General features: G+C 40.1%; 16 protein-coding genes. 7 read left to right on the top strand and 9 right to left on the bottom strand.

Features of this window, described 5'->3' with window-relative positions; translation table 11 throughout:
* Positions 1-32: 32 nt before the first annotated feature.
* Positions 33-1,412 (top strand): MFS transporter, encoded by a 1,380-nt coding sequence (locus tag ABZP26_RS04465; protein WP_036956784.1) that lies wholly within the window; start codon positions 33-35, stop codon positions 1,410-1,412.
* A 68-nt stretch (positions 1,413-1,480) separates the two neighbouring features.
* Here ABZP26_RS04465 and ABZP26_RS04460 read toward each other — a convergent pair whose 3' ends face one another.
* A complete protein-coding gene (locus tag ABZP26_RS04460; protein WP_008111877.1) occupies positions 1,481-1,720 on the bottom strand; it encodes a helix-turn-helix domain-containing protein in 240 nt (79 codons plus the stop codon).
* Between the two features lie 361 nt (positions 1,721-2,081).
* Here ABZP26_RS04460 and ABZP26_RS04455 point away from each other — a divergent pair, with 361 nt between their 5' ends.
* Positions 2,082-2,270, top strand: coding sequence for a hypothetical protein (locus tag ABZP26_RS04455; RefSeq protein ID WP_013464338.1), 189 nt, complete (start codon positions 2,082-2,084; stop codon positions 2,268-2,270).
* A gap of 57 nt (positions 2,271-2,327) precedes the next feature.
* Here the strand turns inward: ABZP26_RS04455 and erpA are convergent, their stop codons facing one another.
* Positions 2,328-2,666, bottom strand: coding sequence for an iron-sulfur cluster insertion protein ErpA (gene erpA / locus ABZP26_RS04450; protein WP_002958911.1), 339 nt, complete (start codon positions 2,664-2,666; stop codon positions 2,328-2,330).
* A gap of 238 nt (positions 2,667-2,904) precedes the next feature.
* Here erpA and ABZP26_RS04445 point away from each other — a divergent pair, with 238 nt between their 5' ends.
* The 4 genes from ABZP26_RS04445 (at position 2,905) to hemL (ending at position 7,485) form a co-directional block, all read left to right on the top strand.
* A complete protein-coding gene (locus ABZP26_RS04445; RefSeq protein WP_013464337.1) occupies positions 2,905-4,587 on the top strand; it encodes a chloride channel protein in 1,683 nt (560 codons plus the stop codon).
* A gap of 16 nt (positions 4,588-4,603) precedes the next feature.
* Positions 4,604-5,038, top strand: a complete 435-nt coding sequence (locus tag ABZP26_RS04440) for a CopD family protein (protein WP_010391077.1) — start codon at positions 4,604-4,606, stop codon at positions 5,036-5,038.
* 111 nt (positions 5,039-5,149) lie between these two features.
* Entirely contained in the window at positions 5,150-6,166 is a 1,017-nt protein-coding gene (locus ABZP26_RS04435) for an aspartate carbamoyltransferase (RefSeq protein WP_013464336.1), read from the top strand.
* A gap of 38 nt (positions 6,167-6,204) precedes the next feature.
* Positions 6,205-7,485, top strand: a complete 1,281-nt coding sequence (hemL, locus tag ABZP26_RS04430; RefSeq protein ID WP_024601882.1) for a glutamate-1-semialdehyde 2,1-aminomutase — start codon at positions 6,205-6,207, stop codon at positions 7,483-7,485.
* 88 nt (positions 7,486-7,573) lie between these two features.
* Here hemL and ABZP26_RS04425 read toward each other — a convergent pair whose 3' ends face one another.
* From ABZP26_RS04425 to ABZP26_RS04405, 5 genes are all read right to left on the bottom strand, one after another.
* On the bottom strand, positions 7,574-10,594 hold the full coding sequence (locus ABZP26_RS04425; RefSeq protein WP_036956783.1) for a TonB-dependent receptor: 3,021 nt from the start codon (positions 10,592-10,594) through the stop codon (positions 7,574-7,576).
* Between the two features lie 244 nt (positions 10,595-10,838).
* Positions 10,839-13,172 (bottom strand): penicillin-binding protein 1B, encoded by a 2,334-nt coding sequence (gene mrcB, locus ABZP26_RS04420; RefSeq protein ID WP_036956782.1) that lies wholly within the window; start codon positions 13,170-13,172, stop codon positions 10,839-10,841.
* Between the two features lie 138 nt (positions 13,173-13,310).
* Positions 13,311-14,540 carry an ammonium transporter gene (locus ABZP26_RS04415; RefSeq protein WP_368485408.1) on the bottom strand — a complete coding sequence of 410 codons (1,230 nt, stop codon included), beginning with the start codon at positions 14,538-14,540 and terminating at the stop codon, positions 13,311-13,313.
* Positions 14,541-14,549: 9 nt separating this feature from the next.
* Entirely contained in the window at positions 14,550-14,888 is a 339-nt protein-coding gene (locus ABZP26_RS04410; protein WP_010391070.1) for a P-II family nitrogen regulator, read from the bottom strand.
* Positions 14,889-15,143: 255 nt separating this feature from the next.
* Positions 15,144-15,926 carry a response regulator gene (locus ABZP26_RS04405; RefSeq protein WP_036956781.1) on the bottom strand — a complete coding sequence of 261 codons (783 nt, stop codon included), beginning with the start codon at positions 15,924-15,926 and terminating at the stop codon, positions 15,144-15,146.
* A 304-nt stretch (positions 15,927-16,230) separates the two neighbouring features.
* On the opposite strand from ABZP26_RS04405, the gene ABZP26_RS04400 reads away from it, so the two are divergent.
* On the top strand, positions 16,231-17,748 hold the full coding sequence (locus ABZP26_RS04400; protein ID WP_036956780.1) for a S10 family peptidase: 1,518 nt from the start codon (positions 16,231-16,233) through the stop codon (positions 17,746-17,748).
* A 69-nt stretch (positions 17,749-17,817) separates the two neighbouring features.
* On the opposite strand, the gene ABZP26_RS04395 is transcribed toward ABZP26_RS04400, so the two are convergent.
* Together ABZP26_RS04395 and ABZP26_RS04390 are read right to left on the bottom strand one after the other, a co-directional pair.
* Positions 17,818-18,495 (bottom strand): START domain-containing protein, encoded by a 678-nt coding sequence (locus tag ABZP26_RS04395; protein WP_036956779.1) that lies wholly within the window; start codon positions 18,493-18,495, stop codon positions 17,818-17,820.
* Positions 18,495-20,015 carry a CYTH and CHAD domain-containing protein gene (locus ABZP26_RS04390; RefSeq protein WP_036956778.1) on the bottom strand — a complete coding sequence of 507 codons (1,521 nt, stop codon included), beginning with the start codon at positions 20,013-20,015 and terminating at the stop codon, positions 18,495-18,497. The genes ABZP26_RS04395 and ABZP26_RS04390 overlap by 1 nt, the downstream gene beginning before the upstream one ends.
* Between the last annotated feature and the right edge of the window lie 96 nt (positions 20,016-20,111).

Here is a 20,111-nt window from a genome sequence, read left to right as displayed (position 1 = left end):
TAGCTGCTCTTTGTATAAGCCAATGAGCCTCTATGAATAGCACACTTTCTGTTAGCGAATACTTTTCTTATTTTAAAGATAAACGTTTGATTAATGTTTTTATATTTGGAATGAGCAGTGGCTTTCCGTGGGTATTAATTGGCTCAGTAATGTCGGCATGGCTTAAAGATGAAGGTTTGAGCCGCAGCATGATTGGCCTATTTGGCATTGTGTTTGGTGCCTACAGCATCAACTTTTTATGGTCACCTTTAATAGACCGCACTAAACTGCCCTTTTTATATAATTGGCTTGGTCAGCGCCGTAGTTGGATACTGTTTTGCCAAAGCTTTATTTTGCTTGGCACATTGCTACTTGCAGGACTTGATTTGAAAGCAAACCTAGCGGTTGCCGCCGCACTTTGCTTGTTAATCGCCATAGCCTCTGCCACGCAAGATATTGCAATTGACGCCTTTCGAATAGACACCCTTGGTGAAAATGAATCTCACAAAGCCACCGCGGCTGCTGCAATGGCCACCTCAGGTTGGTGGACTGGCTATGCTTTATTAGGAGCTGTGCCTTTTTACATGGCTGATATGCCAAATATTGACTGGCCACAGGTGTATTATTTTTTATCCGCGATTATGCTGTTATTAATTAGCTGTGTATTTTGGGCTAAAGAGCCACAATCAAATCGCGAAGCCGTACATGCCGAACTAGAACGTGTTTATCTTGAAAAACTCGCCGCAACTAAACAAACACCACTGACAAAAACGCTCGCATGGCTAGGCGTTACCGTGGTTGATCCGTTTAAAACCTTTTTTGCTAAAAATGGCGTTAAAACCGCGTTGGCGCTGCTGGCGTTTATTTTCTTATTTAAGATTGGTGAAGCATTTTTAGCGCGGATGTCGATTGTATTTTATAAAGAAGTTGGCTTCAGTAATACGCAAATAGCAAATTACTCAAAACTCGGCACGGGGTTAATCACCATTGTATTTGCCTTTTTGGGCAGTATTTTTAACCATAAATATGGCATTGTAAAAGGCTTATTTATTAGTGGCGTAGCCATGGCAGCATCTAACTTAATGTTTTCTTGGATTGCCTTAGCTGGTCCACAAGAGCACTTATATGCAATGGCAATTGTAGTTGATGGCTTTACCCAAGCTTGGTCTTTAGTGGCAATGGTTGCTTTTATATCTATGCTGTGTGACAGAGCATTTAGCGCCACCCATTATGCGCTATTGGCATCATTGGGTAATTTAGGGCGTACGTTATTATCGAGTTACAGTGGCGTGGTTATTGATGATTGGCTAATGGGGAATTGGTCATTGTTCTTTGTATTAACTGCGCTTATGGTTTTACCCTCATTAGTGTTTTTATTTCTAATTAGGCACAAACTATATTCACTAGAGCAAAATTATCATAAAAATACCTAATGCATCCCTGCACTAGTATTGGCTGTAGACGCTAATTTAACTTTACGATTACAGCCAAAAAGAAAGCGTTAGTCAGCTTTAATTAAGCTTAATGCTTCATACGGGTCGACTTCTAATGCATTGCAGTAGCGAACAAACTCAATTACATCTAAACGACGTTCCTGATTTTCAATTTTGCCAATAAAAGAATGTGGCGTACCCAAGATTTGCGCTAAGCTACGCATGGTGTAGCCTTTTTCATGGCGTTTAGTTTTAAGCCACTTTGTTAATTTTGCATTTTCTTCCGAAGATACGGTTTTACCCATCATATACAACTCCTACTCGTTGTTTAAATATACATATTGCTAAGCGCTTAAAATCGCCAACACTGTAAACCTACAACCACTCACTAAAGCGCAGTGTAAACGCTTACAATTCAACCAATAAAAACGCTCAAATATGTATTAACACTTTATTATTGTGAAAAATGAAACCTTGCCCGTTTCACTCTTGGATACATTATATACCATTCATCGTTGATCTGAATGATTAATTAGTAATTATGCGATTAAAGTTTAACAACAAATATTTACTAACTCTGAATAAGGTTAAATATTTTATAACTTTTTTGTTTCATTTAAATATAAGCCGTTTATTATTAACTTATTATTTGTTTAAAAAGGCTAAATCATGTTTAGACTACTTTTTTTACTGCCTATTATTTTATGCTTGGGCTGGTACTTTTTTTTACGCCATTATGCAATTCCAATCAAACAGGGTAAAAAAGGCTTTATCTATATTTTAGCTTTCTCTGCTTTCGTACTTGGTTTTTTTGTGTTAATAATGCAAATAACAGAATACAGACCAACTGAGTTATGATTTTAAACACATAAAAAAACCGCTAATTAAGCGGTTTTTTTTCAAATAACGGTATCTTTACACGCTAAAACTAGCGCCACAGCCACACGTTGTTGTGGCATTAGGGTTAGAGACAAAAAAGCGTGCCCCTTCTAACCCTTCGGTGTAGTCTACTTCACCGTCAACTAAATACTGGATACTCATTGGGTCAATGACTAAGGTAACCCCGTTTTTAACAATCTCTAAATCGCCAGGATTCGCTTTTTCATCAAAAGTAAAACCGTATTGAAAACCTGAACAACCACCGCCTGTGACATAAACACGCAGTTTTAGATCTGGGTTTTCTTCTTCGTCGATTAACTGTTTAACACGCACAGCGGCTGCGTCGCTAAACTTAATGGGTAATTCTTCAGACATTTTATAACCCTCAATACCTTTATACTAATGCACCAGATTATCTAATACCTGAGTGTTTTAATCAAGTATAGTAAGCTCGCGTTTATAAGCTTTAATTAAAACAATGCGCGTTTAATCTGTTCTGTGAATCAATATACTATAAATTTAATTTAAATTAATCGGTTGTTAAAAATCTCAAGGACTTCCCTAGACTATTTTGATAAACTTGACGCCTAAAAATGCTACGGGGAAATAAAGCATGTGGCTTGAGCGACTGAGACGTCGATTAGCAAAACCAAAAACATCCGTACAGTTATGCTTATTGGGCGTAAGTGCCGGATTAATTGCTGCATTTTTCATTATACTGTTTCGCCTAACCATTTTATTTTTTCAAAGCTTATTTTTAGAAACCCCTGACGACTTTACTACTCTCCCTACCCTAGAACGGGTATTAATGCCTTTAGTTGCTGCACTTCTGATAGCCACATTTGCGGCTTTTACCGGCTTTAAACATTACCGCTTGGGTATCCCTTTTGTAATACACAGAATAAAACGTCATTACGGGCAAATGCCACTTTATAATACGGTTAACCAGTTTGTAGGCGGCGCGCTGGCACTGATCAGCGGTTTTTCTGTTGGCCGCGAAGGCCCCTCAGTGCATATGGGAGCAGCGGGGGCAAGCATATTAGCAAATAAACTACACTTACCCCACAACGCTATGCGTACCCTCAGTGGTTGTGGTGTTGCCGCGGGCATTGCTGCATCGTTCAACACCCCCCTGGCTGCGGTTATTTTTGTAATGGAAGTGGTGCTCAGAGAATACAAAGTGCATATTTTTGTGCCGATTATGCTCGCAGCCGTTACCGGCGCATTAGCAACACAGTTTGTATTTGGTGAAGGCTCAGAACTTGCGCTAATAACCATTGCCCCCTTAAGTGGGTGGCATTACCCCTATTTAATTTTATGCGGTATGGGATTAGGCGCGGTGGCTTATGCTTTTAATCAGAATTTAATGTTAATTATTAAAACCTTTAAACCACTTAGTATGTTTCCACGTTTAATGATTGCAGGGTGTATTGCCAGCTTAATTGCCTATGCAGTTCCACAAGCAATGGGCTCGGGTATGAGCGCTATCACTATTGCGGTTGAGTCACCTGAAAATATTCAACTACTCACCACTATTTTAATTGCTAAGTTATTAGCCACCTTATTTGCTATTGGCTTAGGTATTCCTGGTGGGTTGATAGGTCCGGTTATTGGGCTGGGCGTTTTAACCGGTACTTTAATGGCATTTTTTGCTCAATTTATTAGCCCCGGCACCGATATAGCCGGCACTTACGGGGTGCTGGGCATGGCAGGATTATTAGCGGCCACACTACACTCCCCCTTAGCGGCACTGACCACTGTGATGGAGCTGACCTCGTCACCGGAAATTATTGTGCCTGCGATGATCGTCATTACTACCGCCTACGTTACAGCTTTACAGGTATTTGGTAACCGCTCCATATTTTTACAGCAATTAGACTTTCAAGGGCTTCCCTATCATGTCTCTCCCGCCACTGAAGCCTTACAGAAAGTAGGAGTGATGGATGACATGGATGAAGACTTTAAACTGCTCTACTCCGACGATAAAGAGCAAATAAAAAACAGTTTAGATGCCATGGACAGCCAAACACCATTAATTGTATTTGATGAAGAAAATGGTTATCGCCTAGCTGAATATGACTTAAGTTTAATGTCTGATCAGGCGGTCAATATAAAATACATTAGCTTACAAGGTATTAGCAGCCAAGCCACCCTTGCAGATGCATTTGAAATTTTGAATGATAAACGCAGTGGTGCACTTTATGTATATAACTTATTAGATAATCAACAAATTATGGGATTACTAAGGTGGGATCAAATCCACCATATTTTAACCATACGTAACAGTCTACTTTAACAATAATGAGAACAATATGAGCGCATTATTAATCTACAAAACCTTGCACGTATTTTTTATGATTGCTTGGTTTGCCGGTATTTTTTACCTACCTCGACTTTTTGTTTATCACGCTATGAGTGAAGAAAAATCGTGTAACTCAATGCTAAAAGTAATGGAGCGTCGGCTACTTTATTTTGTTACACCCTTTGCGGTGCTTACCGCAGTATTTGGCGTATTGACTATTGTTGAATACGGCCGAGAATGGTTTCGTTACAGCATGTGGCTGCATTACAAACTCGTGCTGGTGATTATTTTATATATTTATCATGGCTACTGTTTCAAATTGTTAGCTGATTTTAAACACGATAGAAATACTAAAAGCGATCGGTTTTATCGCATTTTCAACGAGCTACCTGTTTTAGCGCTACTCGTTATTGTCGCTTTGGCGATTATTAAGCCAAGCTTTTAGCAAAGGCTTATAAATTACGCTGCCAAGTCGCATACTAAGTTTGTATAATACGCGCGATTGCGTGCTCCTTTGTGGATTATCGCGCCTTTTTGAATAACTAGGAATAACCCCATGTTCAGTTTCCAAGGTGAAAATATACTCTCTGTTAATCAACTCGACAGAGACTGTATTGAACGCATATTTGCTGTGGCAAAAAAAATGGAGCCATACGCTAAAAAACAAAAGCGGACCAACGTGCTTGAAGGCGCTATTTTAGCAAATCTGTTTTTTGAACCCAGTACACGTACTCGTGTTAGTTTTGGCACTGCGTTTAACTTACTCGGTGGACTAGTTCGTGAAACCACCGGCATGCAAAGCTCTGCGCTTGCTAAGGGCGAATCACTTTATGATACCGCACGAGTTATTTCAGCGTATGCTGATGCTGTTGCTATGCGCCATCCTGACTCAGGCTCGGTAGCTGAATTTGCAACAGGTTGCAGCGTACCAGTAATAAACGGTGGTGATGGACCCAATGAGCACCCTACCCAAGCACTGCTTGATTTATTAACTATTGAGCGTGAACTTAACCGCTTCGATCAAAATATCGATGGTATGCATATTGCGCTAGTCGGCGATTTAAAATATGGCCGTACTGTTCACTCACTCTCTAAGTTACTGTGTCATTACAAAGACATTAAGTTTTCGATGGTTGCCCCTAATGGCTTGCAAATGCCTGACTCAATTTTATCTGCGGTTGAAAATGCCGGTCATAAAATTGAACTGGTAGATAAAATGGAAGGTAACTTAGCAGCCGATATCGTTTATCAAACACGAATCCAAGAAGAGCGTTTTCCATCACAAGAAGAAGCTAATAAGTATCGTGGTGGATTTAGAATTAGCCAGTCTATTTATAATACTCATTGCAAACCTAATTCAGTATTAATGCACCCGCTTCCTCGCGATAGTCGCCTAGAGGCAAACGAACTTGATAACGACTTAAATGCTAACGACAATCTAGCGATATTCCGCCAAGTACAAAATGGCGTCCTCATTCGTATGGCACTGTTTGCTTTAACCCTCGGCGTAGAAAACAAAGTCGAGCAGTATGAAGTAAGCGTTCCTTGGTTTAGCCGCAAACGCGACAGCTAAGCTTTTAATTTTAAAGTGATAAAACAATAGGATTTTTCATGACAATTAGCCAAGACTTATTTAAACGAGCTCAAGACTCTATTCCTGGTGGAGTAAATTCGCCAGTGCGTGCATTTAATGGTGTAGGTGGTACTCCGCTGTTTATTACTAAAGCACAGGGCGCGTTTACATTTGATGCTGATGGCAACCGTTACATCGATTATGTAGGCTCTTGGGGTCCAATGATTATGGGCCACAATCACCCTGAAATTAAACAAGCAGTACATGACGCGGTAGAAAATGGTTTAAGCTACGGAGCGCCTACTGAAGCTGAAATTTTAATGGCTGAAAAAGTAAAAGAGCTAGTCCCATCTATCGAAAAAGTACGCATGGTGAGCTCTGGTACTGAAGCAACAATGAGTGCAATTCGTTTAGCCCGTGGTTTTACTGGTCGTGACAAAATTTTAAAATTTGAAGGGTGTTACCACGGCCATGCAGACTCATTACTAGTAAAAGCCGGCTCTGGCGCATTAACTATGGGTGTACCTAACTCTCCAGGTATTCCTGAAGATTTAGCTAAGCACACACTCACCGTTTCGTTTAACAATATTGAAGAAGTGAAAGCGATTTTTGCCAAGTACGCCGATGAAATCGCGTGTATTATTGTCGAACCAGTTGCCGGTAACATGAACTGTATTCCACCAGTACCCGGCTTTTTAGAAGGACTGCGTGAAGTATGTGATCAATACCAATCCGTGCTTATTTTTGATGAAGTAATGACAGGTTTTCGTGTCGCCCTTGGTGGCGCTCAAGCGTATTACAACATCAAACCAGACTTAACCTGTTTAGGTAAAGTAATTGGTGGTGGCATGCCAGTAGGCGCGTTTGGTGGTAAAACAGAAATCATGGATTACATAGCTCCTGTAGGCCCTGTATATCAAGCGGGTACACTTTCAGGTAACCCTATTGCGATGGCAGCAGGCTTAAAATCACTCGAACTACTAAGCGCTCCTGGCGTGCATGATAAGTTAGAAGCCATTAGTAAAGCGATTTGTGAAGGCTTTGAAGCCGCAGCTAAAAAAGCAGGTATTGCCTTAACGACTAACTACGCTGGCGGTATGTATGGCTTTTTCTTCACCGATGCAGAAAAAGTAACTACTTACAAACAAGCCACTGAATGTGATTTAGAGCGCTTTAAAAAGTTCTTCCACTTAATGCTTGAAGAAGGGGTTTATTTAGCGCCTTCAGCGTTTGAAGCTGGTTTTGTGTGTGCTGCGCACACAGAGCAAGAAGTTCAAGCAACGATTGAAGCGGCAGAGCGCGCTTTTGCTAAGCTATAACGTTTAGTTTTTAAAAACGCTTACCCATAAAAAAAGCCCTTTCGGGCTTTTTTTGTTTTTTAACGCTATTGAATCGTTATTCTGTTGATTAGAATCGAGCTTCAAACCCTATACGAACATAACGTGGAGTCTGCCAAGAGTAAGCAGCGTCATGGTAAGCATTAACTTCGCCTTCATTTTGCTCGTAATGCTCATTTACAGACGCTTCTGACTGACTATTTAATATGTTGAACACATTGATTGATGCTCTCATATCAATATCTGAAACAGTAAAGTCATATGCAGCAGATAAATCTAAGTTAAATGTCCATGGTGTACGACCATTTGTACCACGGTCATGCTTCTCATAGATTTTTTCTTCTTGCTCACATTCACCATTACCATTGGTATCAGGACACTCATTTGTGTAAATGTAGAAAGTATCACCCCAACCACCATTTAGATTTGGATCTTTTGACGGGTAACCTTGGCCGAATAAACTTTTAGGACGACCACTTTGTAATGTTGCATTCCAACCTACAGTCAAGTTTTCAACTGGCTCCCAACTACCAAAGAATTTAAATGTATGACGACGATCATTAGGTTGATAACCCTGAGAGCCATCCATTACAGCTGGGAAGTCGAAGTCTTGTGTAATACCCGCATCAGCTTGGCCAATATCGGATTTAACAGCACCTTCAAAGTTACCAACACTTCGTGCCCATGTATAACCAAACTGGTAACGAATCGTATCAGCCTGATAATTTAAGTTAAACTCTACGGCGGTATATTCATTATTAGCCTTAGGTAAACCAATAGTGTCGGCAGAGTAAGTCGTTAGTGAACCTTCATCTGGAACACCGTCGTTATCAAAGCTTGAATCACCCCAATCAGTACCATTCCAATAGTAACCATCACTATACCAGCTAGAAGATGAACCAGGATTAATCATCACACAATATGGGTAAGCATAACGACCACAGTAATCATCTAATGCAGTAGCAACTTCACGATAAACACCTTTAATACCAACAGTGTACTCATCATTTAGTGCTTGCTGTACACCTAAAATATATTCATCTTTTGAAAATGGTTCGGCTTCTTGCGCTTGGAAAATATCTTTTTCTGGGATAACCGGAACACCACTTACTTGTTGTGAGTTTGCTAAACCGCCTGAGCCAAGAGTATCCGCCAAAGGAGCCAAACCTGTAGGTGCTCCTGTCGTTGCATCAACACCCGTATACGTGTAAGCAGTAGTAATATCACTTACCCCAGAAGCAGCACGAAAAATAGTGTTATTTGCAACAGGTAAGTAATAACGTCCATAAGTACCATATACTTTAGTGTCGCCAGTGCTCGTTGGATCCCACGTGAAACCTAAACGAGGAGCAACATCCGTTTTGAAGCTTGTAAGTAGCTTATCTGTTGTGCCCCAACTATCAAACTCATCTATACGTAAGCCAACAGTTACCGCAAAATCATCTGTTACTTGCCAATTATCTTCTATGTAATAAGCCGTAAGCTCTGACTTAAAGCTACCGCCACCATCAAACACTCGATCTTCAACGTATTGCAATACATTACCAGTATTGTTTGTTAATGCGCCATTATCAGCTTGAAAACTGCCGTTAGCCGCTAGTGTACGGTAATCATAACTGTGGCCACCGATAGGACGACTCACACGCTCAGATTCACGCTCTTGATAATCAATACCAAAGCTAATCTGATGGTCTTGCCAAACATACTCAATATCAAGGCGGTACTGAGTATTTTCATCATTATTTGCACCAAAACTACCACCAGCACCACAACCAGTGATTGGATTAGAAGTACCACGAGAATCTGTAATACTTGGGCAAATTAAGTTTTCTGATTGCGTTTCATACTCAGTCTCAATTGTACCAGCCATTGCTGTGACAACTAAATCTTCAGTTAGTACACCTGTGTAACTCAAGCTTTGCGCTTCGCCACCACGCTTAAGTAATGCACCATCTTTGCGGTCGCCTATAACACCGTTGTTGTAATCATAAACAGAACGTTCAATATCACGACGATTTGAATAAGCAAAATAGCTTAAGCGATGGTTTTCATTAATATCCCAATCGAGTTTACCACCCCAGAATAAATTATCTCCGCCAGATGCAGATTCTTCTCGGTACTGATCGTTCGGTGAAAATTCATCTCCACCCCAAGTATAAGACGACTCAGTATCACGAGGGTTTATTAAACCATAGAAAAAAAGTGTGTCTTCAATAAGTGGGCCACCAACGGCAAGTGTAACGTCAGTCTTGTTATCAGAGTCATAGCTTTCATCTCTGAAAATTTGACCTGCTCCATTATTGCCACGAGAAATGCTGCCCTCTTCTTGCAAAGAATCAGGTTGGTACTGAACTACAGCAGAAAATTCCCACTCGTTAGTACCACCTTTTGTAGTTGTATTAATAGTACCACCAGTAGCTCGACCAAACTTGGCTGAATAACCACCTGTTTTAACTTGAAATTGATCATAAAATTCAAATGGAACTTCACCACACCCTAAACCTTGGCGAGTATTAGTAACTTCTAACCCGTTAATATAACATGCATTTTCAGCAACAGAAGAACCACCAAATGACGCTGTATTTCCAAATGCGCTATCGCCTTTTACAGCCCCAGGTGCTAATAATGCAACTGATGTTAAATCACGATTAATTGGCATTCTGTCAATTTCAGCATCTGTAATAACTAGGCCCGAATCAGCTGTTGAAAGATCTATTGATGAAATACGAGCACCAACAACTTGAATTACCTCTGGGCCAGAAGAATCGAAACTGTTTAGGTCAAAGTTAGCTTTTGAATTGGCACCTAAAGAGACTCTAACGCGGTCTTCAGCGACTACAGCATCGCCTTTTAATATTTGTATCTCGTAACTACCTGTAGGCAGAGAGGCAAAGCGAAAGGTACCTTCACTAGAAATACTTAGAGTTCGCTCTAAACCAGTTGCTGGGTTTTTAACTTTTACAGTGTAAGAACTATTATCATTAATATTATTTACAGTTCCTATTACATCAGATGCAACAGCAGGTAATGCTAGGCCTAAGGATGCTGATACGGCAATTGCCGTTATACTTTTCCTAAATATTGATTTCATTATTTATCCCTGTTTGAAATTATAATTATATGCCTTAAAGGCATATTTATAATATGCTTATGAAACAAAAATGCAAACAAAAAAACCAACAAATTTAACAAAAAAACAAACAAATACCCATTCCTTTAAACTAACAACGGGTGAACAATATTTATACTATAAAAATAAATAAAAACATTTCACTAGTCCTTTATTAAAGAAATCCATAAAAAAAGCCCTTTCGGGCTTTTTTTGTTTTTACTATTTAACGAATACATTCTGGTCTTGCTTTAAACTCACTGGCTCTAAGTGGCAGTTGAATCACTTTGCCACAGCCCGGTGGTGCTTGCTTCCCAGTTTGCTCGTTTACAAATGCCCACCTAATTGAAGGCGGACGGGTATCGGCAATTGCTTGCGGGTTTAGCGGTTTTAAATAACGAATATAGGTTTCAAGCGCGCCAACACTGCCGGTTAAGCCGGTGCTTTTATTATCGTCACGGCCTATCCATGCAACCGTTACTGTATTTTGATCAAATCCAGCAAACCAGCTGTCGCGTAATTCATTACTGGTGCCTGTTTTACCTGCCAACTGGATTGACGGAAAATGTAAGTTTAAGCGCTTAGCGGTGCCATCTTTAGTTACTCGCTTCATAGCATATTTGGTCATGTACATAGCATCTTTATCAAAGCGTTGCTCGTTAATTACTTTGTGCTTATAAAGTACTTTACCAACAGAGTCGGTTAACGCAGAAATAGACGTCAGCTCTCTGTATTCACCGTCTGCTGCAATCGTAGTATAAAGCTGTGCCACTTCAAAGCTCGACATTTCAATAGCCCCTAATAACAACGATGGGTATTCATTAATATAACCTTTAGCTCCTAACCCTCTGAGCGTGTTAGCCACTTTATCGACGCCTACATCAAGCCCTAAGTTAACTGCCGGTATATTAATACTGTGGCTAAATGCTTTATAAAGAGGCATGGCACCACGGTATTGATGATCAAAGTTTTCTGGCTGCCATACGTTACCCTCCTCGTTGGTGACTTGAACAGGCGAGTCATCAAGTAACGTCGCTAAGTTATAATGAGGAAGCTGCAGTGCACTTAAATATACTGCAGGTTTAACTAATGAGCCAATATTTCGTTTGGTATCGAGCACGCGGTTAAATCCTGAGTAGCGTACATCACGTCCAGCGACTAACGCTGATACACCGGCTTTTTCAACATTAACGGAGATCATCGCCGCTTCTAACTCTTTGGTATTTGGACGTCTTTCTAAATAAGGTAAACTGGCCTGAATCGACTCTTCCATCGCGGTTTGTTTTTGTAAATCAAAGTAGGTAAATACACGCACACCCGCATCCAATACGTCTTGATCGGGTAGTAGCTGTTTAAGCTCGCGATTAACCAACTCTAAGTAACCTGGATAAGACTTTTGCAAGCTGGCTTTCATTGGTGCAATATCAATTGCGCGCTTTAACGAGGCTCTATACTCTTTAGTAGAAATAAGTTTGTTATCGACCATTAAACGCAGCACTAGGTCACGACGCTCCATCGCACGTTCTTTGTAACGTCTAGGATTGTAATAAGATGGGCCTTTAACCATAGCCACCAGCAAGGCAATTTGGTCGTACTCGAGTTCATCAACAGGTTTGGCAAAGTAAAACTCGGCGGCCAGCCCCATTCCATGTACCCCTTGGTTGTATGACTGACCTAAGTACACTTCGTTTAAATAGGCTTCGAGAATCTGATCTTTTGAGTAACGGTAATCAAGAATAAGCGCAATAAAGGCTTCATTAATTTTACGCACTAACGAACGCTCACGGGTAAGGTAAATATTTTTAGCCAGCTGCTGGGTTAATGTGCTCCCCCCTTGCACGGTGCGCCCTGCGCGAATATTGGTATACAAAGCGCGTAAAATTGAAAATACCGATACACCGTGATGATCATAAAAATCGCGGTCTTCAACTACTAATAAGGTATTTTTAAGCATGTCAGGAAATTTATCTAATGGTACAAACTCTCTATCTTGTTTTGAGTCATTACCAATACGGGCTATTTGTACAGGCTCTAATCTGGCAGTGTTTAAGCGACGGCCAAACTTATCTTTAATACTGGCTACCTTCTCGCCAGAGAAACGCAACTCAATAACATGAGCGCTCTCTAAACCATCATAAAATTCAAAGTCACGACGAAAAATCTTAATACTATTGGCTGTTTTAATATACTGCCCAGTACGGCTTAAGCGATTAACCGCCGTGTAGTTTAAGCGCTTAAGCTCCCATAATACTTCTTGCTCTGATAAAAACTGGCCTGGAAAAAACGTCATTGAGCGAGCATACACTTGTGCCGGAAGTTGCCATTTATTACCTTCAAACTGGCGAGTTATTTTTGCATCAAGGTAAATAAAATAAAGTGCAATGGCGATAAACGTCGCCAGACTCAGTTTCCAAAAAATAGAAAACAACGTTTTAAAAAGTGGCCGTTTTGCGGTGCTTGAAGTTTTTTTAGTCGCACTTTTTCGCGCCGATGATTTAGATGTCTTTGTAGCGCGCTTAGTCGAGGGTTTACTGGTCGATGTTTTCTTTTTTTCAGCCATTTAAGTGTAATATATTCCGAAGGTTAATTTAACGCGAGGAGCTTATCACATTACTCTAGCACCTGAAAAATTAACCTCCCCTGAAATCAAAAAAGCCCTAACAGAGTAGGGCTTTGATTGAACACACAATACTTTTAATTAATTACTTCTAACTGATACAAACTCTGGATAAGCATCAATACCACAATCGTGTTGATCCATACCGTTTAACTCTTCTTCTTCGGTAACACGAATACCCATGGTTTGCTTGAGGATTGCCCATACAATGAATGAAGCAATAAACACAAAACCAATAATACATAGTAGGCCAATCAACTGATTAACAATGCTAGCCTCAGCATTAGTAACAGGTACTAGCACGACACCTAGGATGCCACACACACCATGAACAGAAATAGCACCCACGGGATCATCTATCTTCGCTTTGTCCAGTGCGACAATACTAAGTATCACTAATGAGCCACCTAGTAAGCCAAATAAACACGCCATTAGTGGTGATGGTGATAATGGGTCTGCAGTAATAACCACTAAGCCTGCAAGTGCACCATTAAGTACCATGGTTAAATCAGCTTTGCCCCATAACAGTTTACATAAGAACAAGGCTGAAATTGCGCCCATAGCTGCAGCAGCGTTGGTATTAAGTAATATTTGACCTACCGCTGTTGCGTTTTCTTTATCTGAAATTAATAACTGTGATCCGCCGTTAAAGCCAAACCAACCCATCCATAAAATGAATGTGCCTAATGTAGCAAGCGGCAAATTTGAACCTGGAATTGGGTAAATTTCACCATTTTTACCATATTTACCTTTACGTGCACCCAGTAGAATTACACCCGCAAGCGCTGCAGCCGCACCCGTTGCATGGACAATGGCAGAGCCTGCAAAATCAACAAAGCCTAATTCAGATAAGAAGCCGCCACCCCATGTCCAGTAACCTTCAATTGGGTAAATCAAACCTGTTAGTACCACAGTAAACACTAAGAAAGCCCATAATTTCATACGCTCAGCTACGGCGCCAGATACGATAGACATAGCCGTTGCAACAAACACTACTTGGAAGAAAAAGTCAGACTCTAATGAATGATTAGCATCTGCCGCTTGGCTACCTATTAGGCCACCAAACGAAGGAATAACACCGCCTTCAACATTATCTACGTACATAATGCTGTAGCCTATCAACAAAAACATAGTACACGCGATAGAATAAAGCGCGATATTTTTAGTTAGAATTTCTGTGGTATTTTTTGAGCGCACTAAACCCGCTTCTAACATTGCAAAACCGGCTGCCATCCACATGACTAAGATGCCAGACATTAAAAAGTAAAACGTATCGAGCGAAAACTTCAGCTCTATAATTGTATTTTCCATGTTGCCCCCTTAAATTGCATCATCATCAAGCTCGCCAGTACGAATACGGACGATTTGGTCTAGGTCGTAAACAAAAATTTTTCCGTCACCAATTTTGCCCGTTCCAGCGACTTTGGTAATGGTTTCTACAACGCGTTGGCAATTTTCACTACGAGTAGCAATTTCAAGTTTAATTTTAGGTATAAAGTCAACCTGATATTCAGCACCACGGTATAACTCAGTATGCCCTCTTTGACGTCCAAATCCCTTAACGTCAACCACTGTCATTCCTTCGATGCCTAAATCAGCGAGTGCTTCACGCACATCATCTAGTTTGAATGGCTTTATTATTGCACTGATCATTTTCACAAAGGCCCCCTTAGGACGCTAGCTTGTTATTGTATTTCCTCTATACAATCCAACCTTTGTGCCATTTTTAAATTAATAATAAAAACATAAACTTAAAAAAACAAATAATATATAAAACAAAAAAGCGCACCATTTAGGTGCGCTTTTTTTATGCAAAATACTGCATTGGTGCGAGGTGGTTAAAAGCAAGACGTCATCTCTAGTGACCCGCTGCACAACGTTCTAAGTACTAATTAATTTTTTAAGCATAATGACTTACTCAGTCGCGTCGAGGGATAAATCAGCTCTTATAGCTTCACCCAGCCATAGCGATTCCATAGTTTTTACCACTCGAAAATGAAACTCTTCATGAGTAAAGGGCTTAGTTAAAAAGTCATTTGCACCCGATTTAATAAACTGCGTGGCAACACCATAACTATATACATCGGCCAGACCAATAATGGCTAATTGCTCACGACTTTTAACATTTCGAATTGCTCTAATTAATTCAAACCCATTCATATCAGTTAAATTATGATTAGTAATGACTAACTTAATTGCCCTATTATGGTTAAGTATATGCAATGCTTGAGCGCTATTATCAGCAGTAATGACATCAAATAACTGTTTTTCGAGCATTTGCTTAACCAAGCTACTGCTCAATAAAGAATTATCAACAATTAGCGCCTTACGCCCTTGATTACGCAGTAACTGTGCTACAAATTTAATGGCATAAAGGTAAGAGTCACGGTTATCTTTAATAATGTAATCAATAATCCCTAATTCCAGCATTTTTAGGCGCGTGGACTCTTCTAATTGCGTTGTCATTAATAGCGTAGGGATACCTTGCGATAAAATATAGCGAGCAACATCCATATCGGTTTGTCCACTAAGTGGCAAATCAACTAAGGCGAGTGAGTAACTTGTTTGGCTCAGGAGTTGTTTGCATTGAGTAAGTGACGAGGCAAAATCAACCAAAACATCAAGGTATTGAGCAGCAATATGTTTGAGTACCTGCTGTACTCTTATATTATCTTCAACAATTAAAACCCGTTGCATAAACTCCCTTTTATTTGCGCTCACTCTTTAAGGTTATAAACCTAAAAAGAAATCACTTTCAATCATCCATATAGAAACAAGTAAAGCGACCAACTACTTAAAAACTTAATTAATAATTAAATTTTTTAATCGCCTTAAACTTACAGTGCGGTATACACATCAAGCATATTTCGCCTGTTTGCTGTGATCAGATTAATCTTAATTACATAAACTCAACGATTATTATCGGCAGCTAGTCTCATTACTTTTGTTTTTTACTCAAATATCGCTATAACTGCAGTACATAAAATAAAAAGGGTCACTTATGAAATTTAGTCGAAGTCTATTTTTACCCATTGCCGCTATTGCGCTCACCCTAAGTAGCGCCTCGTTTGCCGATAATCAACGTCGCATTGATATTGACAGTAAAGTGGTTACCCAGCACAAAGCAAAAATAAATAATGAACGATTTTCTTACACAGTAGCAACTGGCACACAACCGGTATGGGATGACAAGGGAGACGCCATCGCAACCCTTCAATACACTTACTACACGCGCGATAAGGTCGATGATAGAACAAAGCGCCCATTACTTATTTCATTTAATGGTGGCCCAGGCTCAGCGTCAGTTTGGATGCATTTAGCATACACCGGCCCACGCGTTTTAAAAATTGACGACGAAGGCTACCCTATTCAACCTTACGGTGTTAAAGATAACCCTTACTCGGTTTTAGACGTAGCCGACATCGTTTACGTAAACCCTGTAAACACGGGTTATTCGCGTGTCGTTGAAGATAAAGATGGTAACCTTCTACCAAAGGATAAACAAAAAGAGTTATTTTTTGGTGTGAATGCCGATATAAAATATCTAGCAGAGTGGCTTAATACTTTTGTATCTCGCAATGAACGCTGGCGCTCTCCTAAATTTTTAATTGGTGAAAGCTATGGTACCACTCGTGTATCAGGCTTAGCGCATGAGCTACAAAATAGTCAATGGATGTACATTAACGGTGTTGTACTCGTTTCACCTACCGATATTGGTATTAAGCGCGATGGTCCTGTAAAAGCCGCTAACCGCTTACCTTACTTTGCAGCTACAGCGTGGTACCACAAGGCATTAAACGCTGATTTACAAGCTAAAGACTTAGACGAGCTATTACCTGAAGTGGAACAGTTTACCGTTAATGAGCTCATTCCCGCGCTTGCAAAAGGCGGATTTATTGCTCCAGATGAAAAACGTCGTATTATTAAAAAAATGGCCGAATATGCAGGTCTATCTGAAACATTTGTTAGCCAAAATAACTTAGACATTCCGACACAGTTTTTTTGGAAAGAGTTATTACGTGAACGCGGACAAATGGTTGGTCGTCTGGATTCTCGTTATTTAGGGATTGATAAGCGCGATGCCGGTGAATCACCAGATTACTGGGCAGAGCTTACATCGTGGCTGCACTCTTTTACCCCTGCAATTAACTACTACCTGCGTGAAGAGCTTAATTACAAAACCGACATCAAATATAACTTATTTGGTAACGTTCACCCATGGGATAGAAGCGGAAACAATACCGGTGAAAACTTGCGTTTAGCTATGGCTCAAAATCCGTATTTAAATGTGATGGTTCAAGCTGGCTATTTTGATGGTGCAACAAACTACTTTGATGCTAAATACACAATGTGGCAACTAGATCCAAGTGGTAAAATGCAAAATAGATTAAGCTTTAAAGGCTACCGTAGTGGCCACATGATGTACCTACGTCATGCAGATTTAGAAAGCTCTAACAACGATTTACGCGAGTTTATAAAACAGTCTATACCTAAAGACGGTGAATCCGCTAAATACTAATGATTATGCGCTTATAACAATTAAAAAAGTGACCACTCAGGTCACTTTTTTTGTATATAACTGAGGTCATTAGCTATGCGTGCAATTACCGGTGCGAATGACGGTTGGCTTTGCTGTGTACTGCTTTGTCGTGAGTATTTCAGCTAGATTTATTAGCGTGTTAAAGGTGCTTTTTAGAGCGACTCGGTTATTTAGCCAATTGGGTATACTTCCGCCTGGTAACGCATAAACCTGATAGTCAATATGCAAGTTATTCGCTTGCTGAGTCAGTAACCACGTCGCATTTAATGTGCTTATTCTTACTACCCCTTTAGTTTGAGGTAAAAAATCAGGACGGGCATGAATACTAAGTTGAGTTTGCAACGCGCTGCGTTTTGTATAGCACGAATACGTGACTAAATCTCTATTTGCAACGGGCCAAGGGGAGTCAATAAAGCTGTAAACAAGGTTTTCTGAGGGGCTTAAATATTTCAGTAATTTTACTTTAGCAATATTTTCTATCCAGCGGGGAGCAGCATCGGTATCACTGAGTAAGGCGATTAAATCTTCTGCTGTGGTATTCTTAACCACCGTTTCAGCTTTCATTTTCAAGGTATCATCGCTCAAACGCTGAAAATAAATACTCACCCCCTGTTTACTCTCGTAAAGCTGCCAAGAGGGCTGTGAATACACATTTGTAACAAAACACAAAAGCGATAGAATAATGCACTTTTGCAACAAGTTAAGCGTGCAAAAGTGCTTAGCCATCAAAGCCAATACGGTTCTGTATCAAATGAAGCGTGTCGACTTTGCTCCATGGCACTGACTAAAAAGTCAGACTTTTGTTCCAACCATAGTTGTATTTTTGCTAGTTGAGCATCTTCTTGCCCGCCACACAGCTGTTTTAAATAATTAAGCGTGCTTAGCTCATACATGCCATGAGAAATATCGAGCCAAGGAAGCCTAAATTCTAATCGTTCATCTTTATTAAACAGTGCACCTAAACAGTTACCACTGAGTAAGCTATTCTCTAACTGAGTACGAAAATTTAAATAATCATTGCCCGCTAAACTTTGCTCTTTAGGCAATAAGCGGTGTAAATTTTTCCAATCTTTATCAAATAAACGATGAGCAATATCAATAACGGGCTGCTCAGCATTTTGTAGCTCTGCTTGGCTCCAGTCTTTACGCCACTGCTTATTTATCAGCCACGTTGTTAAGCTCAGCAATAAACGGTTGTAGCGCGCACTATGAAAAAGCGCAAAAATATCATCAATACTCGGTTGTAACTCTTTTAAATCGTTAATAACTTGAGCTAAGGCGGGCGCACTGTTTATTTTTTTATAAAAAGCATGGCGCTTAGAAGTGTAAGTTTTTAACTGAATGGCATTTTCAACCCATGCTAATTCACTCAATAACCACTTTAGCTCCGTTCTGAGGTGCTCGGTGCTGTCTTTACTGACAATATCATCAAATAACCAAAAGTTATGACGAATTAAACTAATACCGTCGGTCACACGTTTTAATGTTTTTAAACTTGGCTTATCAAAATAGCATTGCTCATGTTTTTGCACAAAGCGAATACCAAAGCCCATGGCTTCAATAAGTGCTTGCTCTTGAGTGGCTTGCTTAGTAAGTTTAACAAAACCGATAGATTTACTCGGTTGTAACGGTGTGTTATCCGCTAGGCGGTAGCCTCTTGCTGCTTTTGAATAAAGCCCCAAGCGCACACTGTTTTGGCTTATTAATTTATCTGCTAAAGCAAATAGCTCGTCTCGGCTACCTTCGACGAGCTCTATTTCAAGCTCGCTAATAATCTCCACTTTACCCGAGGCGGCCACTTCACCTTTATCTAATACCACTTCAATTTTGGCACCATTTTGCGTTTCAATTAACCACGTACGGCGGATAAAATTAGTACTAAATATAGGGTAGAGGTTTTGTGATATAACATCAATTTGCATGCCGTGTGGCCAAATTGATGAATCAAACGCCATTAAATTAGGTCGATTTGTTTCTATGGGAAGGTTATATTCTGGACGTTGATGTAATCCCCCCACCACATCTCCTGCAAGCTTAATTGTTTGCTCACAGCGCTCGTCTGTACAACGCGTTCTAAAACCAATATCGAGTGCTCTCAGCTCTCTGCTTGGCGTATCAAAATAAGCATTTTGCAAACTTTTAGAAGGCTTGTTTGTAACTGTTTTTGCAAATTGAGTAATTAACGAGGGGATCAGTGGAATGACGTCATCTGATACCAAAAACTTCAGTTCTATCTCAGTATCCATTAGGCTTGCGGATTACCCTTAAAATTAATAAGTGCTCAAAATAAACAAAGCAGACCTATATTGCAAATTTTTTAATCATAAACACGCAAGCAAAAT

This window comes from Pseudoalteromonas sp. SD03 (genome assembly GCF_040937955.1).
Taxonomy (GTDB): Bacteria; Pseudomonadota; Gammaproteobacteria; order Enterobacterales; family Alteromonadaceae; genus Pseudoalteromonas; species Pseudoalteromonas tetraodonis.
This window is presented reverse-complemented; position numbering and strand designations above follow the sequence as displayed.